Source organism: Algoriphagus aestuariicola, assembly GCF_017254835.1.
GTDB classification, from domain to species: domain Bacteria; phylum Bacteroidota; class Bacteroidia; order Cytophagales; family Cyclobacteriaceae; genus Algoriphagus; species Algoriphagus aestuariicola.
Map to the genome: position 1 here is coordinate 338578 of NZ_JAFKCW010000001.1, position 25060 is coordinate 363637.

The 25060-nt window shown below is 47.9% G+C and carries 17 protein-coding genes and 1 riboswitch; of the genes, 7 read left to right on the forward strand and 10 right to left on the reverse strand.

The annotated features are described in order from the left end of the window. Nucleotides 1–276: 276 nt before the first annotated feature. The 7 genes from J0A67_RS01465 to J0A67_RS01495 form a co-directional block, all read right to left on the reverse strand. The gene (locus J0A67_RS01465) at nucleotides 277–1230 is read right to left on the reverse strand and encodes a hypothetical protein (protein WP_206567496.1); all 954 of its coding nucleotides are present in this window, start codon (nucleotides 1228–1230) and stop codon (nucleotides 277–279) included. 349 nt (nucleotides 1231–1579) lie between these two features. Further along, nucleotides 1580–2296 (reverse strand): nucleotidyl cyclase domain-containing protein, encoded by a 717-nt coding sequence (locus J0A67_RS01470; protein WP_206567497.1) that lies wholly within the window; start codon nucleotides 2294–2296, stop codon nucleotides 1580–1582. Nucleotides 2297–2403: 107 nt separating this feature from the next. Further along, nucleotides 2404–5409, reverse strand: coding sequence for a PVC-type heme-binding CxxCH protein (locus J0A67_RS01475; protein ID WP_206567498.1), 3006 nt, complete (start codon nucleotides 5407–5409; stop codon nucleotides 2404–2406). 227 nt (nucleotides 5410–5636) lie between these two features. After that, the gene (locus tag J0A67_RS01480) at nucleotides 5637–6323 is read right to left on the reverse strand and encodes an anti-sigma factor (RefSeq protein ID WP_206567499.1); all 687 of its coding nucleotides are present in this window, start codon (nucleotides 6321–6323) and stop codon (nucleotides 5637–5639) included. A gap of 250 nt (nucleotides 6324–6573) precedes the next feature. Then, complete coding sequence (locus tag J0A67_RS01485) at nucleotides 6574–7557, reverse strand: ABC transporter ATP-binding protein (protein ID WP_206567500.1); 984 nt, start codon at nucleotides 7555–7557, stop codon at nucleotides 6574–6576. Nucleotides 7558–7560: 3 nt separating this feature from the next. Beyond that, on the reverse strand, nucleotides 7561–8574 hold the full coding sequence (locus tag J0A67_RS01490) for an iron chelate uptake ABC transporter family permease subunit (protein WP_206567501.1): 1014 nt from the start codon (nucleotides 8572–8574) through the stop codon (nucleotides 7561–7563). Nucleotides 8575–8625: 51 nt separating this feature from the next. After that, nucleotides 8626–9792, reverse strand: coding sequence for an ABC transporter substrate-binding protein (locus tag J0A67_RS01495; protein WP_206567502.1), 1167 nt, complete (start codon nucleotides 9790–9792; stop codon nucleotides 8626–8628). 144 nt (nucleotides 9793–9936) lie between these two features. Beyond that, a riboswitch (cobalamin riboswitch) is annotated at nucleotides 9937–10173 on the forward strand. A gap of 123 nt (nucleotides 10174–10296) precedes the next feature. Here J0A67_RS01495 and J0A67_RS01500 point away from each other — a divergent pair. Both J0A67_RS01500 and J0A67_RS01505 read left to right on the forward strand, forming a co-directional pair. Then, nucleotides 10297–12186: a TonB-dependent receptor plug domain-containing protein gene (locus tag J0A67_RS01500; protein ID WP_206567503.1), complete on the forward strand. Its 1890-nt coding sequence runs from the start codon at nucleotides 10297–10299 to the stop codon at nucleotides 12184–12186. Further along, nucleotides 12183–13235, forward strand: coding sequence for a YncE family protein (locus J0A67_RS01505; protein WP_206567504.1), 1053 nt, complete (start codon nucleotides 12183–12185; stop codon nucleotides 13233–13235). Before J0A67_RS01500 ends, J0A67_RS01505 begins: the two co-directional genes overlap by 4 nt. 89 nt (nucleotides 13236–13324) lie before the next feature. Here J0A67_RS01505 and J0A67_RS01510 read toward each other — a convergent pair whose 3' ends face one another. Both J0A67_RS01510 and J0A67_RS01515 read right to left on the reverse strand, forming a co-directional pair. Further along, nucleotides 13325–13627, reverse strand: a complete 303-nt coding sequence (locus J0A67_RS01510; protein ID WP_206567505.1) for a DUF1330 domain-containing protein — start codon at nucleotides 13625–13627, stop codon at nucleotides 13325–13327. A 4-nt stretch (nucleotides 13628–13631) separates the two neighbouring features. Then, nucleotides 13632–14048 (reverse strand): nucleotidyltransferase substrate binding protein, encoded by a 417-nt coding sequence (locus J0A67_RS01515; protein WP_206567506.1) that lies wholly within the window; start codon nucleotides 14046–14048, stop codon nucleotides 13632–13634. 302 nt (nucleotides 14049–14350) lie between these two features. Here J0A67_RS01515 and J0A67_RS01520 point away from each other — a divergent pair, with 302 nt between their 5' ends. Both J0A67_RS01520 and J0A67_RS01525 read left to right on the forward strand, forming a co-directional pair. Then, the gene (locus J0A67_RS01520) at nucleotides 14351–17536 is read left to right on the forward strand and encodes a SusC/RagA family TonB-linked outer membrane protein (RefSeq protein ID WP_206567507.1); all 3186 of its coding nucleotides are present in this window, start codon (nucleotides 14351–14353) and stop codon (nucleotides 17534–17536) included. A gap of 12 nt (nucleotides 17537–17548) precedes the next feature. Then, the gene (locus tag J0A67_RS01525) at nucleotides 17549–18976 is read left to right on the forward strand and encodes a SusD/RagB family nutrient-binding outer membrane lipoprotein (RefSeq protein ID WP_206567508.1); all 1428 of its coding nucleotides are present in this window, start codon (nucleotides 17549–17551) and stop codon (nucleotides 18974–18976) included. Nucleotides 18977–19382: 406 nt separating this feature from the next. On the opposite strand, the gene J0A67_RS01530 is transcribed toward J0A67_RS01525, so the two are convergent. Beyond that, complete coding sequence (locus tag J0A67_RS01530) at nucleotides 19383–20822, reverse strand: S1C family serine protease (RefSeq protein ID WP_206567509.1); 1440 nt, start codon at nucleotides 20820–20822, stop codon at nucleotides 19383–19385. 306 nt (nucleotides 20823–21128) lie between these two features. Between J0A67_RS01530 and J0A67_RS01535 the strand changes: the two genes are divergently transcribed. The 3 genes from J0A67_RS01535 to J0A67_RS01545 all read left to right on the forward strand — a co-directional run bounded on the left by J0A67_RS01535 (nucleotide 21129) and on the right by J0A67_RS01545 (nucleotide 25059). Continuing rightward, complete coding sequence (locus J0A67_RS01535) at nucleotides 21129–22295, forward strand: 1-deoxy-D-xylulose-5-phosphate reductoisomerase (RefSeq protein ID WP_206567510.1); 1167 nt, start codon at nucleotides 21129–21131, stop codon at nucleotides 22293–22295. Continuing rightward, on the forward strand, nucleotides 22295–23608 hold the full coding sequence (gene rseP / locus J0A67_RS01540) for an RIP metalloprotease RseP (RefSeq protein ID WP_206567511.1): 1314 nt from the start codon (nucleotides 22295–22297) through the stop codon (nucleotides 23606–23608). Before J0A67_RS01535 ends, rseP begins: the two co-directional genes overlap by 1 nt. 182 nt (nucleotides 23609–23790) lie before the next feature. Next, on the forward strand, nucleotides 23791–25059 hold the full coding sequence (locus J0A67_RS01545) for a hypothetical protein (RefSeq protein WP_206567512.1): 1269 nt from the start codon (nucleotides 23791–23793) through the stop codon (nucleotides 25057–25059). The last annotated feature ends 1 nt before the right edge of the window (nucleotide 25060 follow it).

Here is a 25060-nt window from a genome sequence, read left to right on the forward strand (position 1 = left end):
ATCTCACGAAGGTTAAATGAATTTTATTTAATTCTCAGGTTTCACCTCAGCACTGCAAAAGCTGTAAAAAGTAGTGCCGATCTAGTCGGCACTACACAAGGTAAACATCCAAGTGAACGATCACTGTATGCTTCCTCTCCGGTATCGTAAAGGTAAAAATTTTCAGAAAACTCTTGGTTTGAAAGATAGTACCTACGCCTAGGCAATCGCTCAAGTGGTCACTCAACGAGAAAGTAATAGACTACGCCGAGGTGGGGATTTAATAGAGTTTCTATGTCAAACGATTCCATTATAATGTTTCCAGAAATTATAAAAATAAATAGCGCTTTCTTTATTCTTCCAAATTTCGATTTGTGGAAGGGTTTGGAATTTAAAATCCAAATTCCCTTGTTTCTTTATAAGTTCTAATGCGCTAAAGCCTCTCGAATCGGGTGCAGGGAGCATAACACTTACATAATCAGTTATTCCGTTTAATGTAAGAGGATAGCTGACAATTATTGATGCAAATTCTTTCGGGTCTGTAATTATAGCAACTCCATCAAACTTTTTAACTCTTGATATTTCAAAGACAATTGGTATGATTTCTTTATCAGAGTTTAAGATTTGTTCTCTTACCTTCTTATAGTTTTTATTATAAATTTCTTTCGGGCCAAAACACAAAATATAACCAATGCTCTTAAATGCATGAAGGTATGCAATTTTTAACAGAATGTTTTTTATAGCTTGATTGATTTCCTGAAGTTTGAACTCAAATTTAAATTGATAATCATTTTTCAAATCTGATTCACCTATATGGTCTTTTAAAGTAATATTATTAAAAATAAAGTTTAGTCGATTTTCTGAATCAATATGAAACTTAGCTTTTGGTGATTTTAACCTAGGTAAATTGAGATTCATCCTAGTCATTATGGTGGATTCTCCTCGTTTAAACTGTGTTGTTTCAATATATCTAATCAGAGCTTTGTCATTTTCATGTCCTGATTTATTATTCAGGTCTTTTCTCACAAGACAGATGGCTTTCCCTCCCAATGACCTTGGAGGTGCGTGTTCAATGGAAAGCTGATCTGAATAGGTTTCGTTAAGGCCTTCAATGGAATGATTGGTAAATCCAATTGGGCAAATATAATTTCCTTCAGTATGTTTATTGACTAATCTTACTGGTTTATTAAAGCTTGATAACACTAACTCAAGGTTTTTAGAATACTTTAAAAATTGATCTTTTTTGTTCATTTTTAAAAATTTTATTTTTTTTATCAAAATATTTTTTGCGTGGTTAGAATCCAATCTTATATAACACCAATTTTTATGCTGAGTAATATTTCTTAGATGTTCGTTTTTTAGCGAATTATAAATTAGTTTAGATGGTCGAGCGTAGTTACAATCTACGCTCAGTCCAACGTCAATTTGGTAAACAGTCGAGAAACTAGATGACTACGCTCAGAGCAGCAAGCTCTCATTTGATCACAGAATGAGAAATAACTAGACACCGCCTAGAGGGGTCAAACTTTTGGATAGCGGCTATATATGGTTTGTTCCCCGGACCGGAAACGAATAGTGAGTGCTTTGGTGAGGGTGATTTTCACAGCTCTCTAAATAGTCTTTTTTTGTCAGCCAGGTTGACGTTTTCATAATCATTCTTGTCAATAATTACAATCTCATTCTCAAAACTTCTTAATTCTTTAGCAATTATTCTAAAGTAGCCATTTTCTTCAAGTTTTTGTTTTGGTAAGTTTAAACGAGCAGAGGCTATGAAATTAATTTCGTGACTATACTTTACAAGTCTCGATGCTAAATTTATACAGGGTCCGATGCAGTCAATAGTGCCATTTACTTCTGTTAACTTAAAAATAGTTCCCTGTGCAATTCCAAACTTTATGGAATTTGGCAAATCACCAATTGGGATTGTTTCATTAAGTCGCTTATTGATTTTATCAAATTTCAATTGAATATTCCATAGCCGATTAATAAGGTCTATCTTTATATCTGGAACGGAGAGAATTCCCTCATCATTATCTTCCCAGACATACAGCATGCCATCACCTAAAAATTTTCTTAGTATTGGTTTAGCATCAAGTGCATCAATTTCGTCTTCCTCTTCGTTAGACCAAAAATCTAACCCTCCAAAAATATTTGTCTCAACACAATTTATGATTTGATTAATATAATCCGTCACATAATAGTGAATATCGGGCTTGTTAAAAAAGTTTGTGAACCCAGAAATATCAAAAACTAATGCTAAACCAATTGTTGGTCTTTCTGCACTTTTAAAACCCTCAAATTTTTCCTTTATCTCCATATAGCACTTTTTAATACGATTAATGTCTGCGGTGACGAATTTTGTTTGATATGGCATCCCTATCGAAATAAATTCGAAAATATTTTTTAGCACTTTTCAATTTATCCTCACTTCCTCAACCCCGCCAGATAACTCACTAGATCCACCAATTCTTCTTCGGTTAAGGGGAACATAGGCATGAGGGATTCGTCGAGCTGGGTGATGGATTCGATGTCGGCGAGTTTGTAGATGGTTTGTTCGCCCATGCCGACGAGCTTCACGATCAGGTCGTTTTCAGTTTTGGAGTTGACGATGCAGCGAATTTCCTTACCGTCTTTGAATTTGACCAGTTGGGTTTCGTAGCCGAAGCCCATGCCTTCGGATGGATTGATGATCGAGTTGATCAGGGCTTCCTTGCTCAGCTTGTCTCCGATCTCACTTAGGCCCGGACCGAAGTCGATGCCTTCCGTTCCGATCTTATGGCAAGCCACGCAGTAGGTGGCGGCGATGGTCTTTCCTTTCTCGATGTCTCCGGTTGCGGCCAGCATCTTGGGGATGTCATAGTTGGTATTCAGGCTGCTGCCATATTTCTCGGTGGCAAGTTGGCGGAGGTTGGAGTTCCAGGTAGACATCAGGATCTTCTGAGCGATGGGAAGTAGCTCTGCAGGGATTTGATCTTTCTCGGCATATTCCCATAGTGTCGCCTCAGACTGATAGCCTTTCATCTCCTCCATGGCTGCTGTGCGGACTTCGGCCGGGGCATTTGGATTGTTCCAGAACTTGCTCAGGAGCGTGGCCATCTCTTTGTTGTCCACCACGCCAAACTTGCGGATGGTAGCTACAGCTTTGCTTTCGTCCTGATCTTTCATGGCTTTTTCCACTTCTCCCAAACCGTACAGGTTGGTGAAGATATTTGCTGCGGCACCAGCCATTCGGCCGTCTTTATCTTGATAGACGATGCTTAGCACCCGATCCTTTTGGTCTTTGAGTTGGTATTTACGGACGATATCGAGGAAGTCCTGATCGTCGGCGATTTCACCGGACTTGGCTTTGGCCAGGTTGAGTAGGGTAGCATCCGGCTTTTGGGTATCGAAAGCCGCTTGGCGAAGGATAATGACCTGATCTTCGTTTTGACCTTTGGCCAAGAGATTTTTGAGGGTTTGGTTTTTTAGATCCGCATTCTGGAAGTCCAGCGCACGGTAGTAGCGGTGATCGGCAGGGCTATTTTCCGCCAGGATCATTTGCTCGAGCAGTTCGGGAGTTTGCGTTGATCTGGATCTCCACACAAGGTCTTTGGCTTCAGGGGATGCGGTCCAGTTTGCGCCAGCTTTCTCCAGATAGGCCGGCAAATAGCTGTCCCATCGGTATTCCGCCGCGATGCCAAGCGCCTCCAAGTACCAGCGGTCCCCAGATTGGTAGGACTCGGCCAGTTTTTGCCAGACCGCAGGCTGATCCTCGTAGCGGATCGCTACCGCCACTTCTCTTCGCACTTGGGCCGAAGCATCTCCAGCTAGGGTCAGCAAGAAGTTGGTGTCCTTCATTCCGTTGATTCGGGAAGCACGGACAGCAGCCACACGGATATTTTCATCCGAGTCGGTCGCGGCTTTTTGGATGTAATCGTTGCCATTTGGCAGCTTGCTCAGCAACCAAAACGCACGGGCTTTCATGCGGGGATCCTCGGATTCGTAAAGTTTTTCCAAGGCTTCGGTTGCCTCAGCTCCTTTTTCCCTAAGGGCCATAAAAGCCTTGAAATGAATCGCTCGGTTGGGATTTTGCACCAGCTCGATCAGGGATTCGATGGAGGAATAGTCAGGAGCGGAAACCTGATATTTTGACTTTTTGGGAGCAAGTCGGTAGACACGGCCTTTGTCCTGATCGCCTACAGCATGTCCACCCACGCCCGGATCGTACCAGTCGGAGATAAAGATCGAGCCGTCAGGTGCCACGGTCACATCGGAAGGGCGAAACCAGTTGTCGCGGGTATTGCCATCGAGAATCGGTGTGACCGAACCGGTAAAGCCCGCGCCGGAAGTTTCCACCGGATACATGCGGATCACATTGGGGCCGGCATCGGCATGGATGACCTGGTTTTGGTATTCGGCAGGGAGGAGTTTGCCCTCGTAGACGAGGATGCCGGTGGGCGAACCTGCATAGTTTTGGATCAGGTTTGGCACTACGCCGGGATCGTTGAGGTGCCAGTGCTGCTGCCAGACGGAGTCTTCCATATTGATGCGGCGGGTTCTCCAGTCACTTTTGGTCATTTCGTCCTTGAAGCCGTAGTTGCCATAGTCCATCACAAAGTTGATCCGGGTGGAGCGGTTGCCGTCGTCGTCGTTGTCACTTTGCCACATGCGTCCGTAGCTATCGACGGCCACTTCGTAGTTGTTTCGGAAGTTCCAACCGAGGATTTCCACGTTGCTGCCATCCGGATCGCAGCGGAAAACCATTCCTTCCTGATAGGGTGCGGTTTCGGAGTTGACCGGTCGTCCCATCGGGTCGAGGATCGGCGAACCGTCACCTTTGTGCAAGCCTTTGCCTTCATTTCCATAGTTGAAATAGAGCTTGCCATCCGGCGCAAAGGTGAAGGCGTGCATGCCGTGATCGTGCTGCACTCCACCCACTCCTGTGAAAAGGACTTCCTTGCTGTCCGGCACGTCGTCCCCGTTTTCGTCCGTGAAGACAAAGACATTCGGGCTGACGGAGACGAAGATTTTATTGCCAAAAACGGCGATGCCCAAAGCGGCATTGATGTCAGTTCCCTGATAGAAAACTGTGGATTTATCGGCTTTGCCGTCTCCGTCCGTGTCTTCGAGAATCAAAATCCGATCCCCTTCGGCTTTGGTTGGGTTTTTCGGATTGAGTTGCGTGCGGTAGTTGTAGGCTTCGGTAATCCAAATCCTGCCCCGGTCGTCGATGTCCATATTGGTTGGATTGGTCATCATGGGTTCGGAGGCGAAAAGTGTCAATTCCAGACGATCATCCAGTACTTTGATGCCGTCGAGGGCATGCTCCACGGAGCGTTTTTGCTCGTCGGTAAGTGCTGCATATTCCTCGTCGGAGAGTTGGGGAATGGGTTTTTCGCAGGAAAAAGTCAGGGCTGAGACAAAGAGCAGCGCAAGTAGGGGCTTGTTCATAGGTTGAGGTTTTTTGGGTTGGCAGGCAAAAAGTAAGACTGCAAAGGCAAAATAGTTGATAAGGGGCTGTTAACCAAGTGGCAGACTTGGACTTGCGCTTAAATTCTACGCACCCAGACCTTGGGGAAAAGGAAATTATACTCAGAATACTACTTAAGGGCCCAAGCTTCTTCACAAATCCCAGCGGCTTGCGGAAACATTAGCATTTGCTTAGAAAGGATCAATCCTCACTTTAGTGTTTCGAGCAAGGTCCTGGCTTGGGTTTGATAGGGGTTGGGTTTGGCAGCTGTGACCTGGAGTGCCTGTTTTCCTTTTTCTAGCATATCCAGCTTGAAGTAGGCAAGCGCTGCAAACCAGGAGGCCACTTCTTTGGAAGCGGTAGTTGAGTTGGACTTCACCAAGTTTAGCAGAGGGATTGCTTTCTCCGGCCTATCCAATTCGAGCTGACAGATGCCGTGATACAAAAACACGTATTCCGAGTCCGGCCTCGAAGGAATTCGGTCAAACAGCTGTGCAGCTTTTTCAAAATCCTTTGCCTCATAGGCTTGAAAGGCCTGTGCCTTCAGATCTGCATTGCTTTGGCCATAGCTGCTGGCAGTGATCTGATTGGGTAAAGTCTCGTAGTGTTTTTTGAAGATTTTCTCCCCGGGACTCAGCCCCAGTGTCAGCCAAAGCAATGCAGCAGCCAAGACAATGATTGCTCCGACACCTACGGAAAAAAGCCAAGACTTTAGGTTGGCGGTTTTGCTGCGGTGACTCTGTCCAGCCAAACGCAGCGCTGCCTTTCCGCTTTCCTGCTGGGCAAGCTCGGCTTGGTATCGAGGGTTTTCTTCGATCAGGTTTTCAAAAAGTCTCCTGTCCTCGGGGCTCATCCTGCCCTCTAGATAGTCATCGATTAATTGTTGCAGATCCATTGCTCCATTGTTTGACTGAATAGCCACGCCAAAATGGAAAAGGCGCGAAGCCCAGGCTTCCAACCAGGAAGATGGGATAAAGCAATATTAATGAAATTTTCCAGCCTCTTTTCTTATTTCCCACGGCCTGAAAAAGTAAGGTAAGATAGCTCCATTTTTCTTTGAAGTTTGATTTTGCGTTGGGCTTGATCAGTAGAGTAGGTGGGAAAAGGTAGATTGGCTCGAGTGGAGCAAAGTAGCTTGATTCTCTCTAGTTCTTCAAGAAGTCGATAAAGTCTGCTAAGCTATTGAATTCCATTTCCTTGTAAAAAATGGCAAACGGCTCCCGTTTGATGTGCGCCGTCTGCGTCAAATGAGCTATTCCCGCTTTTTCAAGGGCTTTTTCTACCCAAAGCCGAAGGCTGGGATCTGCCTCTATCGTCCAATTTTTGGTTGCAGTGGATTTCTGTTCCACTTTTCCCCGATCTAGGTTAAATCCGTATTTCTCTGTAGGAAGAAGCAAGTCTATCTGTCCGGAGAGGATCAGATCCTCGGGAAGTCCACTAATCAGCGCCCGATCTCTCCCCATCAGCCAAAAGCGATCTGCAGTCTCCAGTGCAATATCCAGATCGTGTGTCACGACCAAGACCGACTTCCCTTGCCTGCATGCAATATCCCTTAACAAATGCATGATTTCCAGTCTGTTTTCGAGGTCGAGATGGGCTGTAGGTTCGTCCAGGATGATGAGCTGCCCATCTTGGGCCAGCGCACGGGCGACCATTGCTTTTTGTCTTTGGCCGTCACTGATTTCGCTCAGTCGCTCGTCCCGGATTGCGTTCGTTTTGGTGTCGGACAGTGCCTTTTCGACGATTTCGCAATCCATTGAGGTCAATTTTCCGAGCCAGCCGGTATGTGGAGTTCTTCCCAAGGCGACCAGCTGCCCCACAGTCATGTTGCCGGGGAAAACCGGATCGGTCAGGACGACGGAAATCCGCTTGGCGAGCTGTTCCGGTTTTTGTCCCTGAATGAGCTCTTCGTCAATCCTGATTTCTCCCGCCCAAGGCTTGACATGTCCCAAAATCGCCTTGATCAAGGTGGATTTTCCAACCCCATTGGGTCCAAGAAGGCAGGTGAGTTCGCCTTGGAAAAGCTGAAAATCCAGATTTCGAAGAACTTCTTTCCGGGAGTTTTTTCGGCGATAGCCGAGCGTTAGTCCCTTTCCTTCCAGTGCGATATGTGGCTGGTGTTTTCTCATTTCTTAAAAGTCCCGACTAAAGTTGCGCTTCAGAATCAGGGCAATCACGATCGGAGCTCCTACCAGGGATGTTACCGCGTTGATGGGAAGTGTGCTGGCCATGCCAGGAAGCTGCCCTGCTGCATCACAAAGGAGTAGCAAGATCGCGCCAATAAGGGCTGAGCCGGGAAAAAGAACCCGGTGGTCAGAACTCTTCCAAACTATTCTCGCCAGATGGGGCACGGCAATGCCTACAAAGGCTATCGGACCACAAAATGCCGTGATGCCTCCGGCCAGAATACCCGTGCTGACGATCATCAGCCAGCGCATTTGGGAGGTGTGAATACCCATACTCTTGGCATAAACTTCCCCTAGCAAAAGCGCATTGTAGGACTTGATCGAGCCAACTACCGGGATAGAACCTAATAAAATCAGCAGCCCCACAATGCCAACCTGCGACCAGCCCAGGGCACCGAGGCTGCCCATGGACCAGACGGTAAACAACTTTAGCGCCTCAGCTCCGGAAAAATAGGAAAGCACCGAAATCACGGCGGAAACGGCGGAGCCAAACATCAATCCGACGATCAACAAGGTCATGCTGTCCTTGACCCGCCAAGCAACCAAGCTCACTCCGGAAAGTACCAGGCCTGCACCCAGGACCCCTGCCGTTGCGATGGCCCAGGAGTTGATTCCGCTGATGACAAGGCCAAATGCGCTACCTGCCAAAATCAACACTGCCACACCAAGTCCCGCTCCCGAGCTGATGCCCAAGACGAAGGGGCCCGCGAGCGGATTTCTGAAGAAAGTCTGCATCTGCAGCCCGCTCACACTCAATCCCACTCCTGCAAAAACCGCCACCAAAGCCTTAGGTAGTCTGTAGTTTAGAATGATCTGCTCCCAGGAGTTTTTTGACCAATCGCCAGATACTATCCCCGAGGCGATTTCCCCAAAAGGAATCATGACGGATCCCAGACCTAGGTTGAGCAGGAAGCTCAGTCCGAGGACTAGGAGACCGATAGGAAAGAGGTAGGGGCGCATGCTGGTATGGTCTGGATCAGTGTAAACTCTGACTCCGACATTGGTTTTGGTCTAGTTCAATTTTTGGTAAAAGTACATTTCGTAATCCGGCAGCAGGTCGGGATGCAGGATTTTTATCAGATCCTTTAGGATCAAGTCCGGCCGCACATACCCCAACTCAAAATATTCCAATCCGCCGGTGGCACCTTTTTTGGCGGTGTAGGTGAAAACCTGCCCGTTTTGCCAAGCCTGAAAAGCTTGGTAGCGAGGCTCCGAAGTTCCCATGGTTTTTAGATTTGGAAAGTCAGCCGAACCTATCCAAAAGTCGGCTTCCATACCCCTGTCCAGCACAAATTCGTAATTGAGCTGAAGGCTTCCAGTCCCTGCCTGATCGGCGAATAAGTAAGCTCCTCCGGCGTTTTCAAGGATGCGTGCACCCCAGCTCTCCGCTCCCGGTGCGTACCAGATGTCCTGATACATCACTCCGCTGAGCACTTTTGGTTTTTTCTCCGATGGAATCGACGCGGCTAGCTTTTCGGCATCTTGGTAGGCTTTTTCTATTTCGTTGAAGACAGTTACAGACTCCTCGTATTTTCCGAGCAAAATTCCCGTGAATTTGATCCATTCCGCTCTGCCAAGGGGATTTTGCTCCACATATTCCCCGTTGATCAGCGCGGGTATGCCTGCTTGTGTCAAAAGATCCAGGTAGCGCAAGTCCTCGCCCAAAGTGGAGATCATTATCCAGTCCGGCCGAAGGTCTATCACCATTTCGGGATTGGCGGAGGGACCACTGCCCAGGTCGGTGACTTTTTTCGAGTCGACGCGAGTGCGTGCGGCGGGGGAGGAGATCAGGTCAGTGTTGGGGAATCCAGCCAAGAGATCTGTTTGACCCAGCAGGTCGAGGTGGGGAATTTGCGTGGTGGATGTCATCACCACCTTGGCTATCGGCAGCTGTACTATGGCGTCAAAACCGTTTCGTTCAGCCCTCGAATCCTCTTCCAGAACCAGGTAGCGATAGGTTTTTTCCGCGCCAGTGTAGCCTTGAGTCACATGGATTTCCCAGAAATCTTCACCGCGGAAAATCTCGAATCCCTGGGCATATTCCAGGATTAGCGGTTTTTTCTCAAGGGTGTTCTCTGTTGGTTTTCCGCAGGAAAGAAGTAGGAAAATACTCGATAGAGCCAGTAGGTAAGTGCTTGGATACGAGGGTAAAAAGTGTTTTTGAAATCTTGCAAACATGGAATGATCCGAACGAAATATTCTGCCAAGGTAAAAGAGATCTTGGCTGTTTTCCAAAATTATTGATCGTCTCTCGCTTTTCTGCCAAATCAAAATCGCTTTACTTTGCAGCGATTTAGGTTCCCAATCCGTCCCGTCCCGATAGTTTTCGGAAACGGGTTCGGCGCTTGGGATGAAAAGGGAATCCGGTGCAAAACCGGAGCTGTCCCCGCAACTGTAAGTCTGTCCCTTACCGATAGCCATCGGGATCGGGAAAAAGCTTTTGCGCCACTATGCCATTTTTCCGTCCCGTCCCGATACCTATCGGGAGTCATCGGGAGGAGAGAGAAGGCCGGCAAAAGTCAGACGAGCCAGGAGACCTGCCTCGATCGTTGGATTCTGTGCTTTCGGAGGAAAAGCAAAAAGGATTTGTCTATTTCCCTTCCCACGCGTGGGTTTGGATAGTTTTCAATTCTTTCTATTTCTCTTCAAGCCCGAATCGAGTTGCAACAAATTCGATCTGGCATGACGCTGCTGCTTTGGGTAGTTACGGTTTTTGGTTTTGTTCCGGTGCAGGACACGGTTTCCCTGCAGCCTGTGGAGGTGTATGCGCCAGCTTTGGATCGCTACGCCCAAGGGCAAAAGGTTGTCGACTTTGAGGTAGAGACGCTCAGAGCTTACTCCGCCCGATCGTTGGGGGATCTTCTGCAGGAGAAAAGCCCCCTCTTCATCCGTCAATACGGTGCGGGAATGTTGGCCTCGCCTTCTTTCCGGGGCACTTCCGCCGGGCACACCGCGGTCTTTTGGAACGGGCTTCCCATCAACAGCCCCTCACTTGGCCAAAGTGACCTGAGCATCCTGCCAGTAGAGGCGATGGATCGGGTCCAACTTCAATTTGGCAGTGCAGGGGCGCTTTTTGGAAATGAGGCCATAGGGGGAAGCCTTCACCTTTCTTCGGAAAGTGACTTTGGCAAAGGGTTTCAAGCGGCACTTTCCCAGACAGTCGGCAGCTTTGGATTGTTCAATACCTCGTTTTCTGGCGGTTTTTCTTCGAAAGAATCAACCCTCCAAGGGATTGAAACCCTTCGAGGGTTAGGCAAAAGCTTCAGCGCCAAAACCCGTCTTTACCGCCAGTTTGCCAACAACGATTTTCGCTACCAAGATCTAGCCCAGGCTGGAACTCCGGAGGTGCGCGAAGACCATGCACAAGTCGAGCAGATCGGGCTGGTGCAAGATATGGCTTGGAACCTCAGTACGCAGGATCAACTCAAGGCTGCTTTTTGGTGGCAAAAGTCGGATCGTGAGATCCAGCCGCCGATGGGATCCCATACACAAGATCGGCAATCCGACGAAAGCATCCGGGCGGTGCTTGACTATTACCGTTTTGGAAGGCACTCGACTTTGAATCTGAAGTCGGGTTTCATCCAAGATCAGCAAATCTTTAATGGTAGTTTAAACCAAACCCGCCAGTTTTTGCTTGCAACGGACTATGATTTTTCACCGGGCGAGGACTGGAACTTTAAGGCAGGGGCAAGGGCTACCCTCGTCCGGGGGGACTTGAGTACCTATAGCGCCACAGATCGGCGCTATGAATTTTACCAATCCGCACGCTGGTATGCTGGCGAAGGTCTGTCGGTCTCCCTGAATCTTCGACAGTTGGCCTATCCCGAGAACTTTGAGCCTTTCTTGCCGAGCATAGGGGCAGATTGGAAGTTTTGGGAAAATGGAAAACATCAAGTCCTGCTGAAGGCTTCGTTGGGCAAAGGCTTCAAGGTGCCGACGCTCAACGACCGATTCTGGGAGCCAGGCGGCAATCCCGACTTGCTACATGAGGAGAGCCTGAACGGGGAAATTGGGGTGAGTTGGGAGAAAAAGGCCTCTTTTTCATGGGAGCAAAGCCTTACCTACTATCGAATGCAGGTAGATAACTGGATCATCTGGCTGCCAATGGGCTCTGTTTGGACTCCTCAAAATATACGGGAGGTCAAAAATCAGGGCATAGAATACCAGGGAAAGGCAGAGTGGAAAACGGGAAGATTGGAATGGGCCTGGATGATGGGCTATACTTTTTCCCAAGCTTTGGACTTGACCACGGAGCCCGAGAATCCCAAACAGCTGCCCTATACGCCCGAGCATCAGGCAAATGGAAACCTCAGCGCTACTCGCGACTGGATCTCCCTCAATTTGTCCTCCTTTTTCGTAGGCCAGCGCTCCATCGGTACGGGCGGCGCCCGAATCATGGACGCGTACCAAGTTTGGAATGCGGGCCTCTTATTTTCCAAACTGCACTGGGGCAAGACCAGCTTCCCGCTCAGTTTTCAGGTGCTCAACCTGCTGGACAAGAACTACCAAGTCCTCTATCTCCGAGCCATGCCGGGCAGATCGTATCAACTTAATTTAACCATACACTTATGAAGTACATTTTCAAAAATCAACTTTGGGCGCTTGTCCTGCTAATTTTTGCTTTTTCTTGTAATGATAACGGCGGCGAAAAACCCCTAGGAAAATATGACACGGGAATCCTGATCATGAATGAAGGAAACTTTGGAACGAATGATGGAGAGGTTTATCACTACGATCCATCTACCGAAACGCTCACGAAGGATATCTTCGAGTTGGAAAACAGCCGGCCTTTTGCAGGATTGGTTGAAGATATGGTGCTGGAACAGGATAGACTTTACTTAGTCGCAAATACCGGAAAGGTGGAAATCGTCAACCCAGGCGACTTCAAATCCATCGGCGCTGTATCGGCAGACTTGGATCAGCCAAGGTCCTTGGCTACGGCCAGCGGCAAGTTGTTCATCTCGGATTATGGACCTTATGACGCCAGCTATGCAACTCCGGATTCCTATATCGCTGTTGTCTCCGGCTTGGATGGAGGCACCGTGAAAAAGAAGATCGAGGTCTCCAACAAACCTGAGGATCTTTTTGCTTTCGGCAAATATGTGTTTGTCGCAGGATCCGAGGAAAGCCAGATAGAAATCATTGACGCTGAAAAGGAAGAGGTCGTCAAGTCATTAGAGGTAACTGGACGTCCCGTGCAATTCTTTGAGCAAAATGGTGACCTATGGGTTTATTCTTACGATTCCGACCATGTTTATTTTCAGTCTTTTCATAGGGATAACCTGACCAAGAAAGAGTTTCGAGAGCTGCCGGTTGGCCAGGCTACAGGAAGAATCGCACTTGGCGAGGATTCGAAGATCTACATCGTCACCAGTAGTGGATGGCCTGAATACCAAGATGGAGTCGCGGTAGTTTCAATCTTTGATACAACATTGATTCCTGACTGGACAAGCGGTTCGGGATTTTATGGTATCGGCTATGATCAAATGCGACAGGAAGTCTACCTAAGCAATGCAAATGATTTTCAGGGAGCAGGAACAGTCACCGTTTTTGGCAAAGACGGAACCGAAGTAAAGAGCATGGAAGTGGGGAGAGGGCCGTCTGGATTTATGTTTAGGTAGGCGGATTTCGAAGAAACTGGATTTACTATATAATAAAGGTGCCGTGGGGGATTCCCGCGGCATTTTTTGTTTTTGGGGGGAAAATGAAATCAGAGCTTGTGGCCCTTGATGAGTATTGCCGCCTGGATGGATTGTTCTTTTAGGTGTAGAAAGCGCTTTCTTTCGTCGTCCTTCATGAAGTTTTCGAAATCCCCCTCCGAGTCGAACTCGACCAGATGGATCTCGTAGGGTTTTTCGATGGAGGATTCGATGAAAGCGCGTTCCTCCGGCCTGATCCTGAGGAGAAGTTTGCCATTGTATCTTGAAATTGTGGGGATGGCAACGTCCTCAAACTGATGAAAGACCTCTTCTTGACCCGCTTTGATGTAGATGAGTTGAGTGATCAATAACATGGAATCACTCTTCGAGGCGTTTGTTCATGTTATTTTCGAATTTTACAAAAAGCGGCAGATAGCGATGCTTGATGTTATCCAGGAATTTTTGCTGCGTATCCATGGTATAGATGGGGTTATATTGGATTCGGTCGATGATCATGTCCAGCCAAGTTTTGCCATCGTCGATCAACTCGGCATGGAAGGCTTCCACGGTCGTATCTCTGGATCCCGAGAAGGGCCCCTTGCCCATCGTAGCCAAATAGGCCGAAATCACGTTGAGCGCAAGCTCGTGTGTCGTTTCGAAACTTGCAATCAGCTCCCGGCCCTGTGGTTCGCTTATGCTGTTATTTGGGCTGCGGTTGGCGAAGGCATTCAGGTCGTCCAGTGCGATGGCAAAGTCGGACAGAAATTGTTCGCATGATTGGGGGATTGTTCTCATTTTTGTTTTGAAATTACAGATTTAGTATATGTTATATTCTGTTTTTTTATAGTTAGTGTACTTTTTGTTTTTATCGATATATACATAACGTAAGTTACTATTTAATACAAATTGTTTCCTATTCCGGTAGGGCTTTTTGCTTTGATATTTATCAAATGTTTAAAAAATGTTAAAAAATCATTAACCGTTCATCACTTAAATGGCCCACCAGTAACACTGTTTGAGGCTTGGATGTATGATTTTTAGGAAGGTAGCCAAATGAAAAGTCATATTTAAGGCTATATCTAACCAAATTTTCACTTATGAAGAAAGTATTACTAGCTGCCTTACTGTTAGGCTGTTTTGTGCAATTTACTTTTGCACAAGACAGAACTATCAGTGGCACCGTTTCTTCGTCAGAAGACGGAGGGCCCTTACCGGGCGTTAGCGTTTTGGTCAAGGGTACAACCCTTGGCACGATCACCGGGATTGACGGTGAGTATTCTATTTCACTTCCTGAAGGAAAGAACATCATCCAGTTCTCCTTTGTGGGTATGGTAAGCCAAGAAGTGGTGGTAGCCGAGTCCAATGTCATCGACGTGACGCTGGATCCGGATGTGAAGGCACTGAATGAGGTAATCGTCACCGCCCTTGGTGTGTCGCGTGACGAGCGCTCGGTAGGTTCATCCATCCAGTCTGTGGACGGAGACAAACTATCAGCGGTTCGTGAGCCAAACTTGGTAGGTTCGCTTGCTGGTAAAGTGGCCGGTGTACAGGTAATCGGTAGCTCCGGCGCCGCTCTGGGAGGTACCCAAAACATCCGTCTTAGAGGGATCAACTCTCTGGGTGGTGGTTCGCCGCTGTTTGTGGTAGACGGTACCCCGATTGCCAACAATTCATTCTCCCCGGACAATGACGGAGCCGGCCGGGATTACGGGAACTTGGCGTCTGACATCAATCCGGATGACATCGAGAGTGTCTCGGTTTTAAAAGGCCCAACTGCTGCGGCGCTCTATGGTAACCGTGCAGCCAACGGTGTGATCCTGATCACCACCAAGAAAGGAAATAAGAAGAAAGGTCTGGGAGTAGACATTAACCAGAGTACTTCCTTTGAGAATGTGTACATTCTGCCCAACTACCAGAATGAATATGCAGGTGGTTACACGCAGGATTTCCTGACATTTAACTATGATCCGGCCATCCATCCAGAGTCATGGTCGAGCTTTGACGGCCAAAAGATGCTGAACTATGCAGCTGACGAATCCTGGGGCCCAAGAATGGACGGTACTCCTGTTAGACATTGGGATTCATGGTTGCCAGGCGAACAATTCGGAGAGCTAAGACCACTGGTTGCCCAGCCGGACAACGTCCGTGACTTCTTTGATACTGGAATTACTGTGAACACCGGTGTTTCTTTCTCAGGAGGAAACGACGAGGGGAATTTCAGAATTTCTGCAAACAACATCTCCCAGAAAGGTGTGATGCCGGGTAGTGAGCTGACTAAGAATAACCTGAGCTTTAACGGTTCCCAGAAATTTACAGACAAGCTGAATGTAGGTATCAACTTCAACTACACAGGAACCGAAGGTTTGGGCCGACCTGCCTCTGGATACACTGGACGTAACCCTACCAACTCCTTCAACCAGTGGTTTCAGCGTCAGATCGACATGGATCGTCTGCGCCAGTACAAAAACCCTGATGGAACTTACCGTTCTTGGAACATCAGAAGTCCATTGGATGCCCGTCCGCTGTACTGGGATAACCCATTCTACGAGGCGTTGGAAAATGCTCCAGAGGACCGCAGAGACCGTGTTTATGGAAACATAAGCGTAGGCTACCAATTTACGCCAGAATTCAAAGTGACTGGATTCGTCCGCTCCGACTTCTACAATCAGAAAATCGAAGACCGGATAGCTTCGGGCGGGTTGGACTTGGACTTCTATGGAGTAAGCCAGCGATTCGGCAAGGAAGACAACTATGAAATCTTGCTTCAATACGACAAAACCTTCGGTAACCTCTCTCTAAGTGCAACCGCTGGCGGAAACATTCGAAAGAATATCTACTCCTACCTGTATGAAGGTACTGTTGGTGGACTTTCCGTACCAAACTTCTATAACATCGACGCATCGGTGGATAGACCTACCACCGACTCCTATAAGCAAAACAAAACCGTACGCTCTGTCTATGGTAGTGCTTCCCTAGGTTATCAAAACACCATCTTCTTGGACGCAACCCTGAGAAATGACTGGTCTTCTTCACTTCCAGTGGCAAACAACAGCTACCTGTACCCTTCCATCGCGACTTCTTTCGTGTTTACCGAATTGATGGGATCCAGCGACTTCCTGAGCTTCGGTAAGTTGAGACTGAGCTACGCGCAGGTTGGGTCTGATATCGATCCTTATGAGATTGCCCAAGTGTATGAGGTAGGCACGCCGTATGGTTCATTCCCAAATTTGGGAGTACCCAACACTTCACCTAATCCAAACTTGAAGCCGGCACTTTCCTCCAGTTACGAAGCAGGTCTGGATCTGAGATTCTGGAATGGCAAGCTCAACTTGGACATGACTTATTACAGAAACAACAACAAGGATCAGATCATGACCCTGACTGTACCGGGATCCAGCGGAGTGACCGGTGCCATCGTCAACGCGGGTAACATCCGAAGTGAAGGTTTCGAAGTTTCCCTCAATGGTACTGTACTTGAGAAAGGCAATTTCTCTTGGGATATGGCGCTCAACGCTGCCAGAAATACTTCTGAAGTAGTGGAACTGGCAGCAGGTATCGACAACAGACAGCTCCAGTCTGCCTACTGGGGAATGACCCTAAACGCGAAAGTAGGCCAGCCATGGGGTACCCTGATCGGTACTGGTTTCCAGTATGCTGAAAACGGCAAGCCAGTGATAGACGAGGACGGATTCTATGTTCAGCAGACGAACAAAGAGCTCGGAACGACTCTTCCTAAGTTTACCGGAGGTTTCAACAATACCTTCCGTTACAAAAACTGGGATTTGACCGCATTCATCGAGTTCCAGGGTGGAGGTCAGTTCTACTCCGTGACCAAGATGTTTAACAACTACTCTGGTCTGGGCGAGGAAACTGCCGGTCTGAACGACAAAGGAAATCCTGTCCGTGATGCAGTAGCTGACGGTGGTGGGGTTCGTGTTGACGGTGTATTGGAAGACGGTACAGATGCGACAATCTATGTGGACGCCTATGATTACTACTCTTCGTTGTTTGGTATGCACGAGCGCTGGATCTATGATGCATCCTATGTGAAGTTCAGAGAATTGAGATTGGGTTACAGCCTGCCTGCGAGCCTCTTGACCAAGACTCCTTTCCACACCGCAAACATTGCATTGATCGCAAAAAATCTTTGGTTGATCCACTCCAACGTAGAAGGGCTTGATCCATCTGAATTTGGCGTCGGAGCAAATGGCTATGCTTACTTCGAGTCTGGTCAGCTGCCAGGCGTGAGATCTTTTGGTTTTAACATCAAGCTTGGCCTCTAATTGAAACTAATCATGAAAAAAATAAATAAACTAGTAATGGGTTTGTTGGCAGGATCTATACTGCTAACCTCCTGTAATGATTTTGGTGATCTGAACACGGATCCCAACAGACCTTCGAATCCGTTGACGTCCGGCCTTTTGACCGGAGCCCAGAGATCTGTCAGCAGCGTTGTCGGTGATGCCACCAGCGTACTGTACGCGCAGCAGCTTTCAGAAAAGCAATATACGGAGGCCTCACGCTACCAGACGATTTATTTTAACTTCAACGATTTCTACTCAGGTCCACTGATGAACCTGCAAAGAATCATTGAGTTGAATACCAACGAAGAGACCAAAGGTGACGTACTGAGCTCAGGAAGCAATGAAAACCAGATTGCCGTTGCCCGAATCCTGAAGGCTTATTTTTTTGCCACGCTGACTGACAGATGGGGAGAGCTTCCTTACACCGAGGCGCTCAAGGGCGAGCTCGATTTCTCTCCGGCTTACGATTCCCAGGAGTTTATCTACACAGACCTGTTGAAGGAGCTGAAAGAAGCCGCCGCTCAGATCGACCCTGGTACGGCAGCTGTGGAAGGTGACTTGCTTTTCGACGGCAACATGGAAAGTTGGAGAAGATTTGCCAACTCCCTGAGAATGATCCTTGCGCTGAGAATCAGCGATGTATCACCTCAGGCGGCCCAGACAAACTTCACCGAAGCCTATTCCGGAGGAATTCTCCTGACTGATTTTATGTATCCATATCTGGGTGAGGCCAACAACCAAAACCCTTGGTATGGCAGATACCTGACACGGGTGGATTACGCGATCAGCGACACGATGCATGACTATATGAAGCCTCTGAATGATCCCCGTCTGGAGGTTTACGCTGATACTACTGCAAGCGGAAAAGGGATAGTTCCGATGCCTTATGGAATTTCCAACGCTGAAGCCGGATCAATCACCAATGCGGATGTTTCCTATTTGGGAATGGCTATGCGCGAGCAAGGTGCCGAGCTGCCTATCCTTACTACTGCGCAGCTGGAATTCAGCTTGGCTGAAGCAGCTCTCAAGGGTTGGATCAGCGAAAGTGCAGAAGACCATTACCTCAAGGCAATCGAGTCTTCGTTCAGACAATACGGTGTTTACACCCAAGCTGGTTTTGATGCTTTTGTAGCTCAGCCGGACGTGGCTTGGTCTGACGCAGCAGGAATCGAAAAGATCGGCTATCAGAAGTGGGTAGCGCTGTTTCTTCAGGGGTTTGAAGCTTGGGCAGAATGGAGAAGACTGGACTATCCGGCCTTGGCTCCGGCCACGGCTGCGCTTAACTCAAGCAAGGAAATTCCTGTAAGACAGGCTTATCCTACCACTGAGCGTGATATCAATACAGACAACTATCTGGAGGCTGTATCCCGTCAGGGTGAAGATGGCCTGGATACCAAACTCTGGTGGGATGTGAAATAAGCAAAAGCTTATTGATAAAACTTTTAAAAGTCCCGGGAGTGCTCCCGGGACTTTTTTTTGTGTATGTGGCTAGTCCTGGAAAAAGTCGGCACCAAACCTCACTCCGTCCATTTCTTCGCGTTTTTTGCGGTTAATTTTTGCCGCCAAGGGCACAAAGGTTTAAGGGATTAATGCCCAGAGGCTGCCAAGAATCTCAATCCGAGAACTATCGCCAGCCTTTTTGAGGACGCAAAGGAAAAAAGCTTCGCTTTTTCTTCGTGTTCTTGAAAAAGGCCCCCAAAAGTCAAGTGGTCAAAGGATCAATTGGCCCAGAGTTTACTCCTTCCATTCCTTCGCGCTCTTTCCGGTTAAATTTTGTTTCTCAAAACCAACATTCCTCCTGTTTTAAAGGCGGTAAATAAGCCTATTACCTCACATTAAAGCTCTGCAAAAATGGCTGACCATTGGGACCCACTCCTTCGAGTCTGAGACGGCCGCTATATTTTTCCAAGTACTTTCCAACTTCATCTGGATCTTTTGCAGGCATTTGGTTGATATGGGTGATCACGTAGCCGTCCCTGAATCCCAGGTCTCTCAGATATCCACGAGTCAGCGAAGTGATCTTCACTCCATAGGGGATCTTCAGCCGGTCTCTTTCAATCGTGTTGACAGCCTCTAATCTGGCCCCAAGCAGACCAGAGCTGTAGAATTCCCGCTTGATGACGCCGGTTCCTCCCTCAAGGTTTTGTAGGGTCAGTTCCGCACTTTGAAGGCTTCCGCCCCGCATGAACTCCACATTCACCTTGTCTCCCGGATAATAATAGGAGATCGCTTCTTCGAAACTTCCCTTTCCTGTGATTTTCCAATCTGCTACCCGGGTGATCACGTCGTTTTTGAGAAGCCCGGCTTCCGCGGCGGCTCCCTCACCCAGGACATGGGTGACGATTACACCATCCAAACTTTTTATTTTCATCTCCTCGGCAAGTTCTGGCGTCAGCTCGACCACGTCCATACCTGGGATGGCTTTTTGTACCTCTCCATATTTGATGAGGTCGTTTGCGACTTTTACGGCGATGTCTACCGGTACCGCAAAGCCATAGCCAGTATAGGTTCCTGTACGGGAAAGGATGGCGGTGTTGATGCCTACCAGTTCGCCATTGACGTTTACCAGCGCACCTCCGGAATTGCCCGGGTTGATGGGCGCGTCGGTCTGGATGAAGCTTTCCAGTGGGAATTCTCCGCCCAGGATATTGATTTGTCTTTCCTTGGCGGAGACGATTCCGGCAGTGACCGTAGAGGTAAGGTTAAATGGGTTGCCTACGGCCAGTACCCATTCGCCGATTTTTAAAGCTCTGCTGCTTCCCCTCTTGATCTCCGGGAGATTGCTGGCTTCAATTTTCAGTACCGCGATATCGGTGTTTTTATCGGTCCCCACGAGCTTGGCCGGATAGGTTCGCTTTTGGTGGACCACCTCGATGGTTTCGGCACGCTCGATCACGTGGTTATTGGTGACGATGTAGCCGTCTTTGGAGAGGATGACTCCTGATCCAGTACTCACCTGCTGGGTAGGCCCTGTACCAAAAAAGAAGTCAAACATGCTGTATCGGCTCGGGTCTGTTCCGCTGAAATTTTTGATGAAAACCACGGATTCGGTGCTGTTTTGTGATGCTTCTACAAAGGAAAGCGGTGGATCAGTCCTCAAGGGAAGTGGGGAGTTGTCCGAGGCGAGTTGGGTTGGGAGTGCTGAAAATCCATCTCGGATAGAGTTCTCCAAGGGAATGCTTTCCGAATCTATGTTGGTCCAAAGTGCCGCTCCTCCCAGTCCCGCAGCGAATGGAATTGCTATTGATTTGATCAGAGTTTTCATAGGAGTGTTTATCGAATGTGCTTTATACAAGTTGTTTACCTTGGCTATGCTTTACAAATTTTAAGAAGTATTTGATGCATTTATTTTTTTCAAAGACCGCCTAGAACCCCGTCTTCTTGATAGCGGTCCTAGTGTGTATAGCCTTCGACATGCCCGATTTCCTCCATGGAAACGGCAATAATTTTTCCAAATCCCAAAATCTGACGGATTGTACAAGGAAAAGTCTTTCCAATTGGTAATTTTGTCAGCCTAAGCCTGAAATCTACCTTTTGAAAAGGTGTTTTTTTTGGGCGCTAATCCCATTGAATGACAGAATCAAAACGTGTAGCCATCCTCGGTAGCACCGGAAGCATTGGCACACAGACATTGGAGGTAATCCGACAGCACCCAGACAAGTTTACTGTGGAGGTGCTTACCGCACAGAACAACTGCGATTTGCTAGTTGCCCAGGCGATTGAATTTCAGCCCAACGCCGTCGTGATCGGCAACGAGGCCAGTTATCAGCTGGTAAAAGACGCGCTCATTTCACATGACATCAAAGTCTATGCTGGCCAAAAGGCAATCACCCAAGTGGTCGAGATGGAAACCATCGACGTGGTATTGACCGCATTGGTCGGCTATTCTGGCCTGATCCCAACTGTCAACGCCATCAAGTCAGGTAAGCAGATCGCTCTGGCAAACAAGGAAACCCTCGTGGTGGCTGGAGAGCTCATCACAGCCTTGGCCCGTGAAAATGGAGTAAATATTTACCCAGTCGATTCGGAGCATTCCGCGATTTTTCAGTGCCTCGTCGGCGAGTTTCACAATCCGATTGAGAAAATCATCCTCACCGCATCTGGGGGGCCTTTCCGAGGCAAGGACCGGACTTTTCTCGAAACGGTCAGCCGGGAGCAGGCGCTACGGCATCCCAATTGGGATATGGGGGCAAAGATCACCATCGACTCTGCCTCCCTGATGAACAAAGGACTCGAGGTCATAGAGGCCAAGTGGCTTTTTGGACTAAAAAAAGAACAGATTGAAGTGGTGGTCCACCCACAAAGCATCATCCATTCCTTGGTGCAGTTTGAGGATGGATCGATCAAAGCACAACTCGGGCTGCCCGACATGCGTATCCCCATTCAGTTTGCGCTGAGCTATCCCCATCGGTTCAAGAGCGATTTTGAACGATTTGACTTCACGAAATATCCTCAGTTGACCTTTGAGCAGCCCGATTTGAAGACTTTCCGTAACCTGCAGCTTGCCTATGACGCGCTTGCTCAGGGAGGAAACGCTCCATGTATCCTGAATGCCGCCAACGAAATTACCGTGGCTGCATTCTTGAAAAATGAGATTGGATTTCTTGAAATGTCTGATTTGATTGAAACGACGATGGGCACCGTGGCTTTTGTTGCAAATCCATCCCTGGAAGACTATGTCGAGTCAGACAGGGAAACTAGAATCATAACCGAAAAATTAATTAAGTCGAAAGTATAATGGAAACATTGATTATGGTGGGCCAATTGCTCCTGGGATTGTCTATCCTGGTCGGGCTACATGAGTTGGGCCACTTGCTTACCGCCAAGATGTTTGGCATGAGAGTGGAAAAATTCTCCATCGGATTTCCTCCGAAAATCGCCGGATTCCAGTGGGGAGAAACAGAATATTCCATAGGCGCAATCCCTCTGGGTGGCTTCGTGAAGATCTCCGGAATGATAGACGAATCGGTGGACACCGAACAAATGGCCGGCGAACCGCAGCCTTGGGAGTTTCGTTCCAAGCCTGCTTGGCAGCGTCTGATCGTGATGCTGGGCGGGATCATCGTCAATGTGATCACTGGGATTCTGATCTTCTTTGCCTTGGTGTACCACAATGGTGAAACCTACTATTCCAGGGATCAAGTCGTAGAAAACGGGATTGTAGCCTACGAATATGGAGAAGAAATCGGTTTGAAGACCGGCGACAAGATTCTAGACATCAACGGCGAGCCGTACCAGAGTATCACGGACCTTACCAGTGGGTCGGCTTTGTTGAGCGAAAATGGCTATTATACCGTAGAAAGAAACGGGGAAACACTGAAGGTTGAAATTCCGAGGGGCTTCATCAATACCTTCAATTCGGAAGACGCGTTTACCAAGTTTGTCGGACTTCGGTTTCCCTTTGAAGTAGGGGAAGTCGACCCGGGCAGCAGTGCGGAGAAAGCCGGTATCGCGGTAGGGGACAAGATTCTTTCGATCAATGGGCAAGAGATCCAGTATTTTGACCAGATGCAGACTTCCCTGAAGGACTTGGTCAATGGATCGGCACAAGTTGTCAGGCAACAGGGGGCAAAAGTCGATACCTTGAGTATTCCAGTGACGGACGATGCGCGGATTGGAATTACCGTGAATCCACTCATAGAACCAGTGAGGAGAGAGTACGGATTGGTTGAGGCGTTTAAAAAGGGCACAACACGAGCTTTCACCGTGGTGATCGTCAATGCCAAGGCCATGGGCAAGATGTTTACCGGGGAGGTCTCCGCCAAAAACGTGAGCGGACCAATCGGCATGGCCAAGATTTACGGAGCCGAGTGGAGCTGGACGAAGTTTCTTAGTATCACCGGTTTGATTTCAATGATTTTGGCATTTATGAACTTGCTTCCGATTCCCGCTTTGGACGGAGGTCATGTGATGTTCCTATTGTATGAGATGATTTCTGGCCGTGCTCCTTCGGACAAATTCCTGGAAAATGCCCAGAAGGTCGGGATGGTCATCTTGCTCGCGCTGATGGTGTTTGCAATTGGGAATGATATACTGAAGCTTTTCAACTGAGATTGATTCTTTCTTTCCAAAGTTTTGAAACCGGGTTCTTTAGCCCGGTTTTTTTGTTTGAAATCAAAAAATCCAAATCGTCAAAAATAAATGTATTGATAACCATTAGCTTATGAACCGCGGTCCTTTCTGTGTAGCAAATTAACAGTTTAAGCATTAACTCGAATTGCAATTCTAGTTTTATGTTTAAAAGTATCTTCCGCCTTGCCATTTTTGGCTGGCTTTTCTTTGGCTCGCTTCCGGTTTTTTCTCAGACTGACAGGCTGTCCGAGTTTGACTGGACCAATGTAGATCCATCCTCTGGGCAAGAATCCGACTTTGTAATTTTGGTGTCGGGGGAAAAGGTCTTCGGAAAGATCGTGAGAAAATACAACCAGGCTTTCTATGAAAAGATCGTGATGGAGACGGGTGGGACTCGAAGTGCGTACGTTCCTGGAGATTTGAAGGGTTTTGGGCTGGACAATGGACAGCTATTCTTTTCTAGGCCCTTGCCAGACTCCATCGAGCCGGTGTTTATCCAGATCCTTGTGTCCGGACCTATAGAATTGAGCGGCTATAAAGGCAAGCACTTCCTCGACGACGGGACGTCGTACCGCCAACTGAATGCCTACTATGCGGATGTGAAGGTGGACGGCCGTCCTCGGAATAAATTTGTCAAGCCATATATTTTTGTGTTCAAGTCGGCCATGAAGGGAGAATGTGGGGTTGCACTTTATTCGAAAATAGACCGTCTCCCGGATCATGAAGAGGCTTTTATCGATCTTTTGGAGAGCTATTACAAATGCCAAGGGGTCGATTATCTAGTGCACGTGGAGAAGGTGCCCTTTTTGAAATTATCTCCTACAGCTGGGTTGGGATTGTCTTACTTTTCCATCCAGTCCATCCAAAAAACCGAGGGGAGGAATGATCAGCTGCTCAACAATGTAGCGTATCAGGGCTTCATTGGCCTAAGGCTGCATGATTTCAGAAATCTCCCGAGACTGAGTGCGGACTTCAGGTTTGGCTACTCGATGTTTAGCACCACCTTACTTTCCAGCTATGAGGGGGCGCAATTCCTGCGGACTGCCTCTGAGAAACTCGAAGAAATGGCGATTTACCTACCGGCAAGCCTTAACTATAGCCTCCTTAAAAACCAACGATCAGAGATCTATCTAGGCATCAGTGCTGGGGTATGGATCAAGCAAGTGACTTTTTCCGAGGGAATGATTGACCAGCGATTTTTGGGGTCAGGGGAAACGCTTATCCAAGAAACCGAAATAGCCGAAGTGTTCGATTCCAATTTTCTCCCCGGTGTCAAGCTGGGGTACAATTTCAGTCTCAATACCAAACTTCGTCTGCTCATGGAATTGGAGGCGAAGCGGCAAAAGGAATACTATCAGTTCAGCCTTTTCTCCAACGAATCGGAATATTCGAGGTCGAGCATTTCATTTCAGATGGGCCTAGAATTCTAAA

What these genes read in the sequence shown, in the direction of transcription:
- J0A67_RS01465 (WP_206567496.1), bottom strand. Translation starts at nt 1,230, where the DNA reads ATGAACAAAAAAGATCAATTTTTAAAGTATTCTAAAAACCTTGAGTTA.
- J0A67_RS01470 (WP_206567497.1), bottom strand. Translation starts at nt 2,296, where the DNA reads ATGGAGATAAAGGAAAAATTTGAGGGTTTTAAAAGTGCAGAAAGACCA.
- J0A67_RS01475 (WP_206567498.1), bottom strand. Translation starts at nt 5,409, where the DNA reads ATGAACAAGCCCCTACTTGCGCTGCTCTTTGTCTCAGCCCTGACTTTT.
- J0A67_RS01480 (WP_206567499.1), bottom strand. Translation starts at nt 6,323, where the DNA reads ATGGATCTGCAACAATTAATCGATGACTATCTAGAGGGCAGGATGAGC.
- J0A67_RS01485 (WP_206567500.1), bottom strand. Translation starts at nt 7,557, where the DNA reads ATGAGAAAACACCAGCCACATATCGCACTGGAAGGAAAGGGACTAACG.
- J0A67_RS01490 (WP_206567501.1), bottom strand. Translation starts at nt 8,574, where the DNA reads ATGCGCCCCTACCTCTTTCCTATCGGTCTCCTAGTCCTCGGACTGAGC.
- J0A67_RS01495 (WP_206567502.1), bottom strand. Translation starts at nt 9,792, where the DNA reads ATGTTTGCAAGATTTCAAAAACACTTTTTACCCTCGTATCCAAGCACT.
- J0A67_RS01500 (WP_206567503.1), top strand. Translation starts at nt 10,297, where the DNA reads ATGACGCTGCTGCTTTGGGTAGTTACGGTTTTTGGTTTTGTTCCGGTG.
- J0A67_RS01505 (WP_206567504.1), top strand. Translation starts at nt 12,183, where the DNA reads ATGAAGTACATTTTCAAAAATCAACTTTGGGCGCTTGTCCTGCTAATT.
- J0A67_RS01510 (WP_206567505.1), bottom strand. Translation starts at nt 13,627, where the DNA reads ATGTTATTGATCACTCAACTCATCTACATCAAAGCGGGTCAAGAAGAG.
- J0A67_RS01515 (WP_206567506.1), bottom strand. Translation starts at nt 14,048, where the DNA reads ATGAGAACAATCCCCCAATCATGCGAACAATTTCTGTCCGACTTTGCC.
- J0A67_RS01520 (WP_206567507.1), top strand. Translation starts at nt 14,351, where the DNA reads ATGAAGAAAGTATTACTAGCTGCCTTACTGTTAGGCTGTTTTGTGCAA.
- J0A67_RS01525 (WP_206567508.1), top strand. Translation starts at nt 17,549, where the DNA reads ATGAAAAAAATAAATAAACTAGTAATGGGTTTGTTGGCAGGATCTATA.
- J0A67_RS01530 (WP_206567509.1), bottom strand. Translation starts at nt 20,822, where the DNA reads ATGAAAACTCTGATCAAATCAATAGCAATTCCATTCGCTGCGGGACTG.
- J0A67_RS01535 (WP_206567510.1), top strand. Translation starts at nt 21,129, where the DNA reads ATGACAGAATCAAAACGTGTAGCCATCCTCGGTAGCACCGGAAGCATT.
- rseP (WP_206567511.1), top strand. Translation starts at nt 22,295, where the DNA reads ATGGAAACATTGATTATGGTGGGCCAATTGCTCCTGGGATTGTCTATC.
- J0A67_RS01545 (WP_206567512.1), top strand. Translation starts at nt 23,791, where the DNA reads ATGTTTAAAAGTATCTTCCGCCTTGCCATTTTTGGCTGGCTTTTCTTT.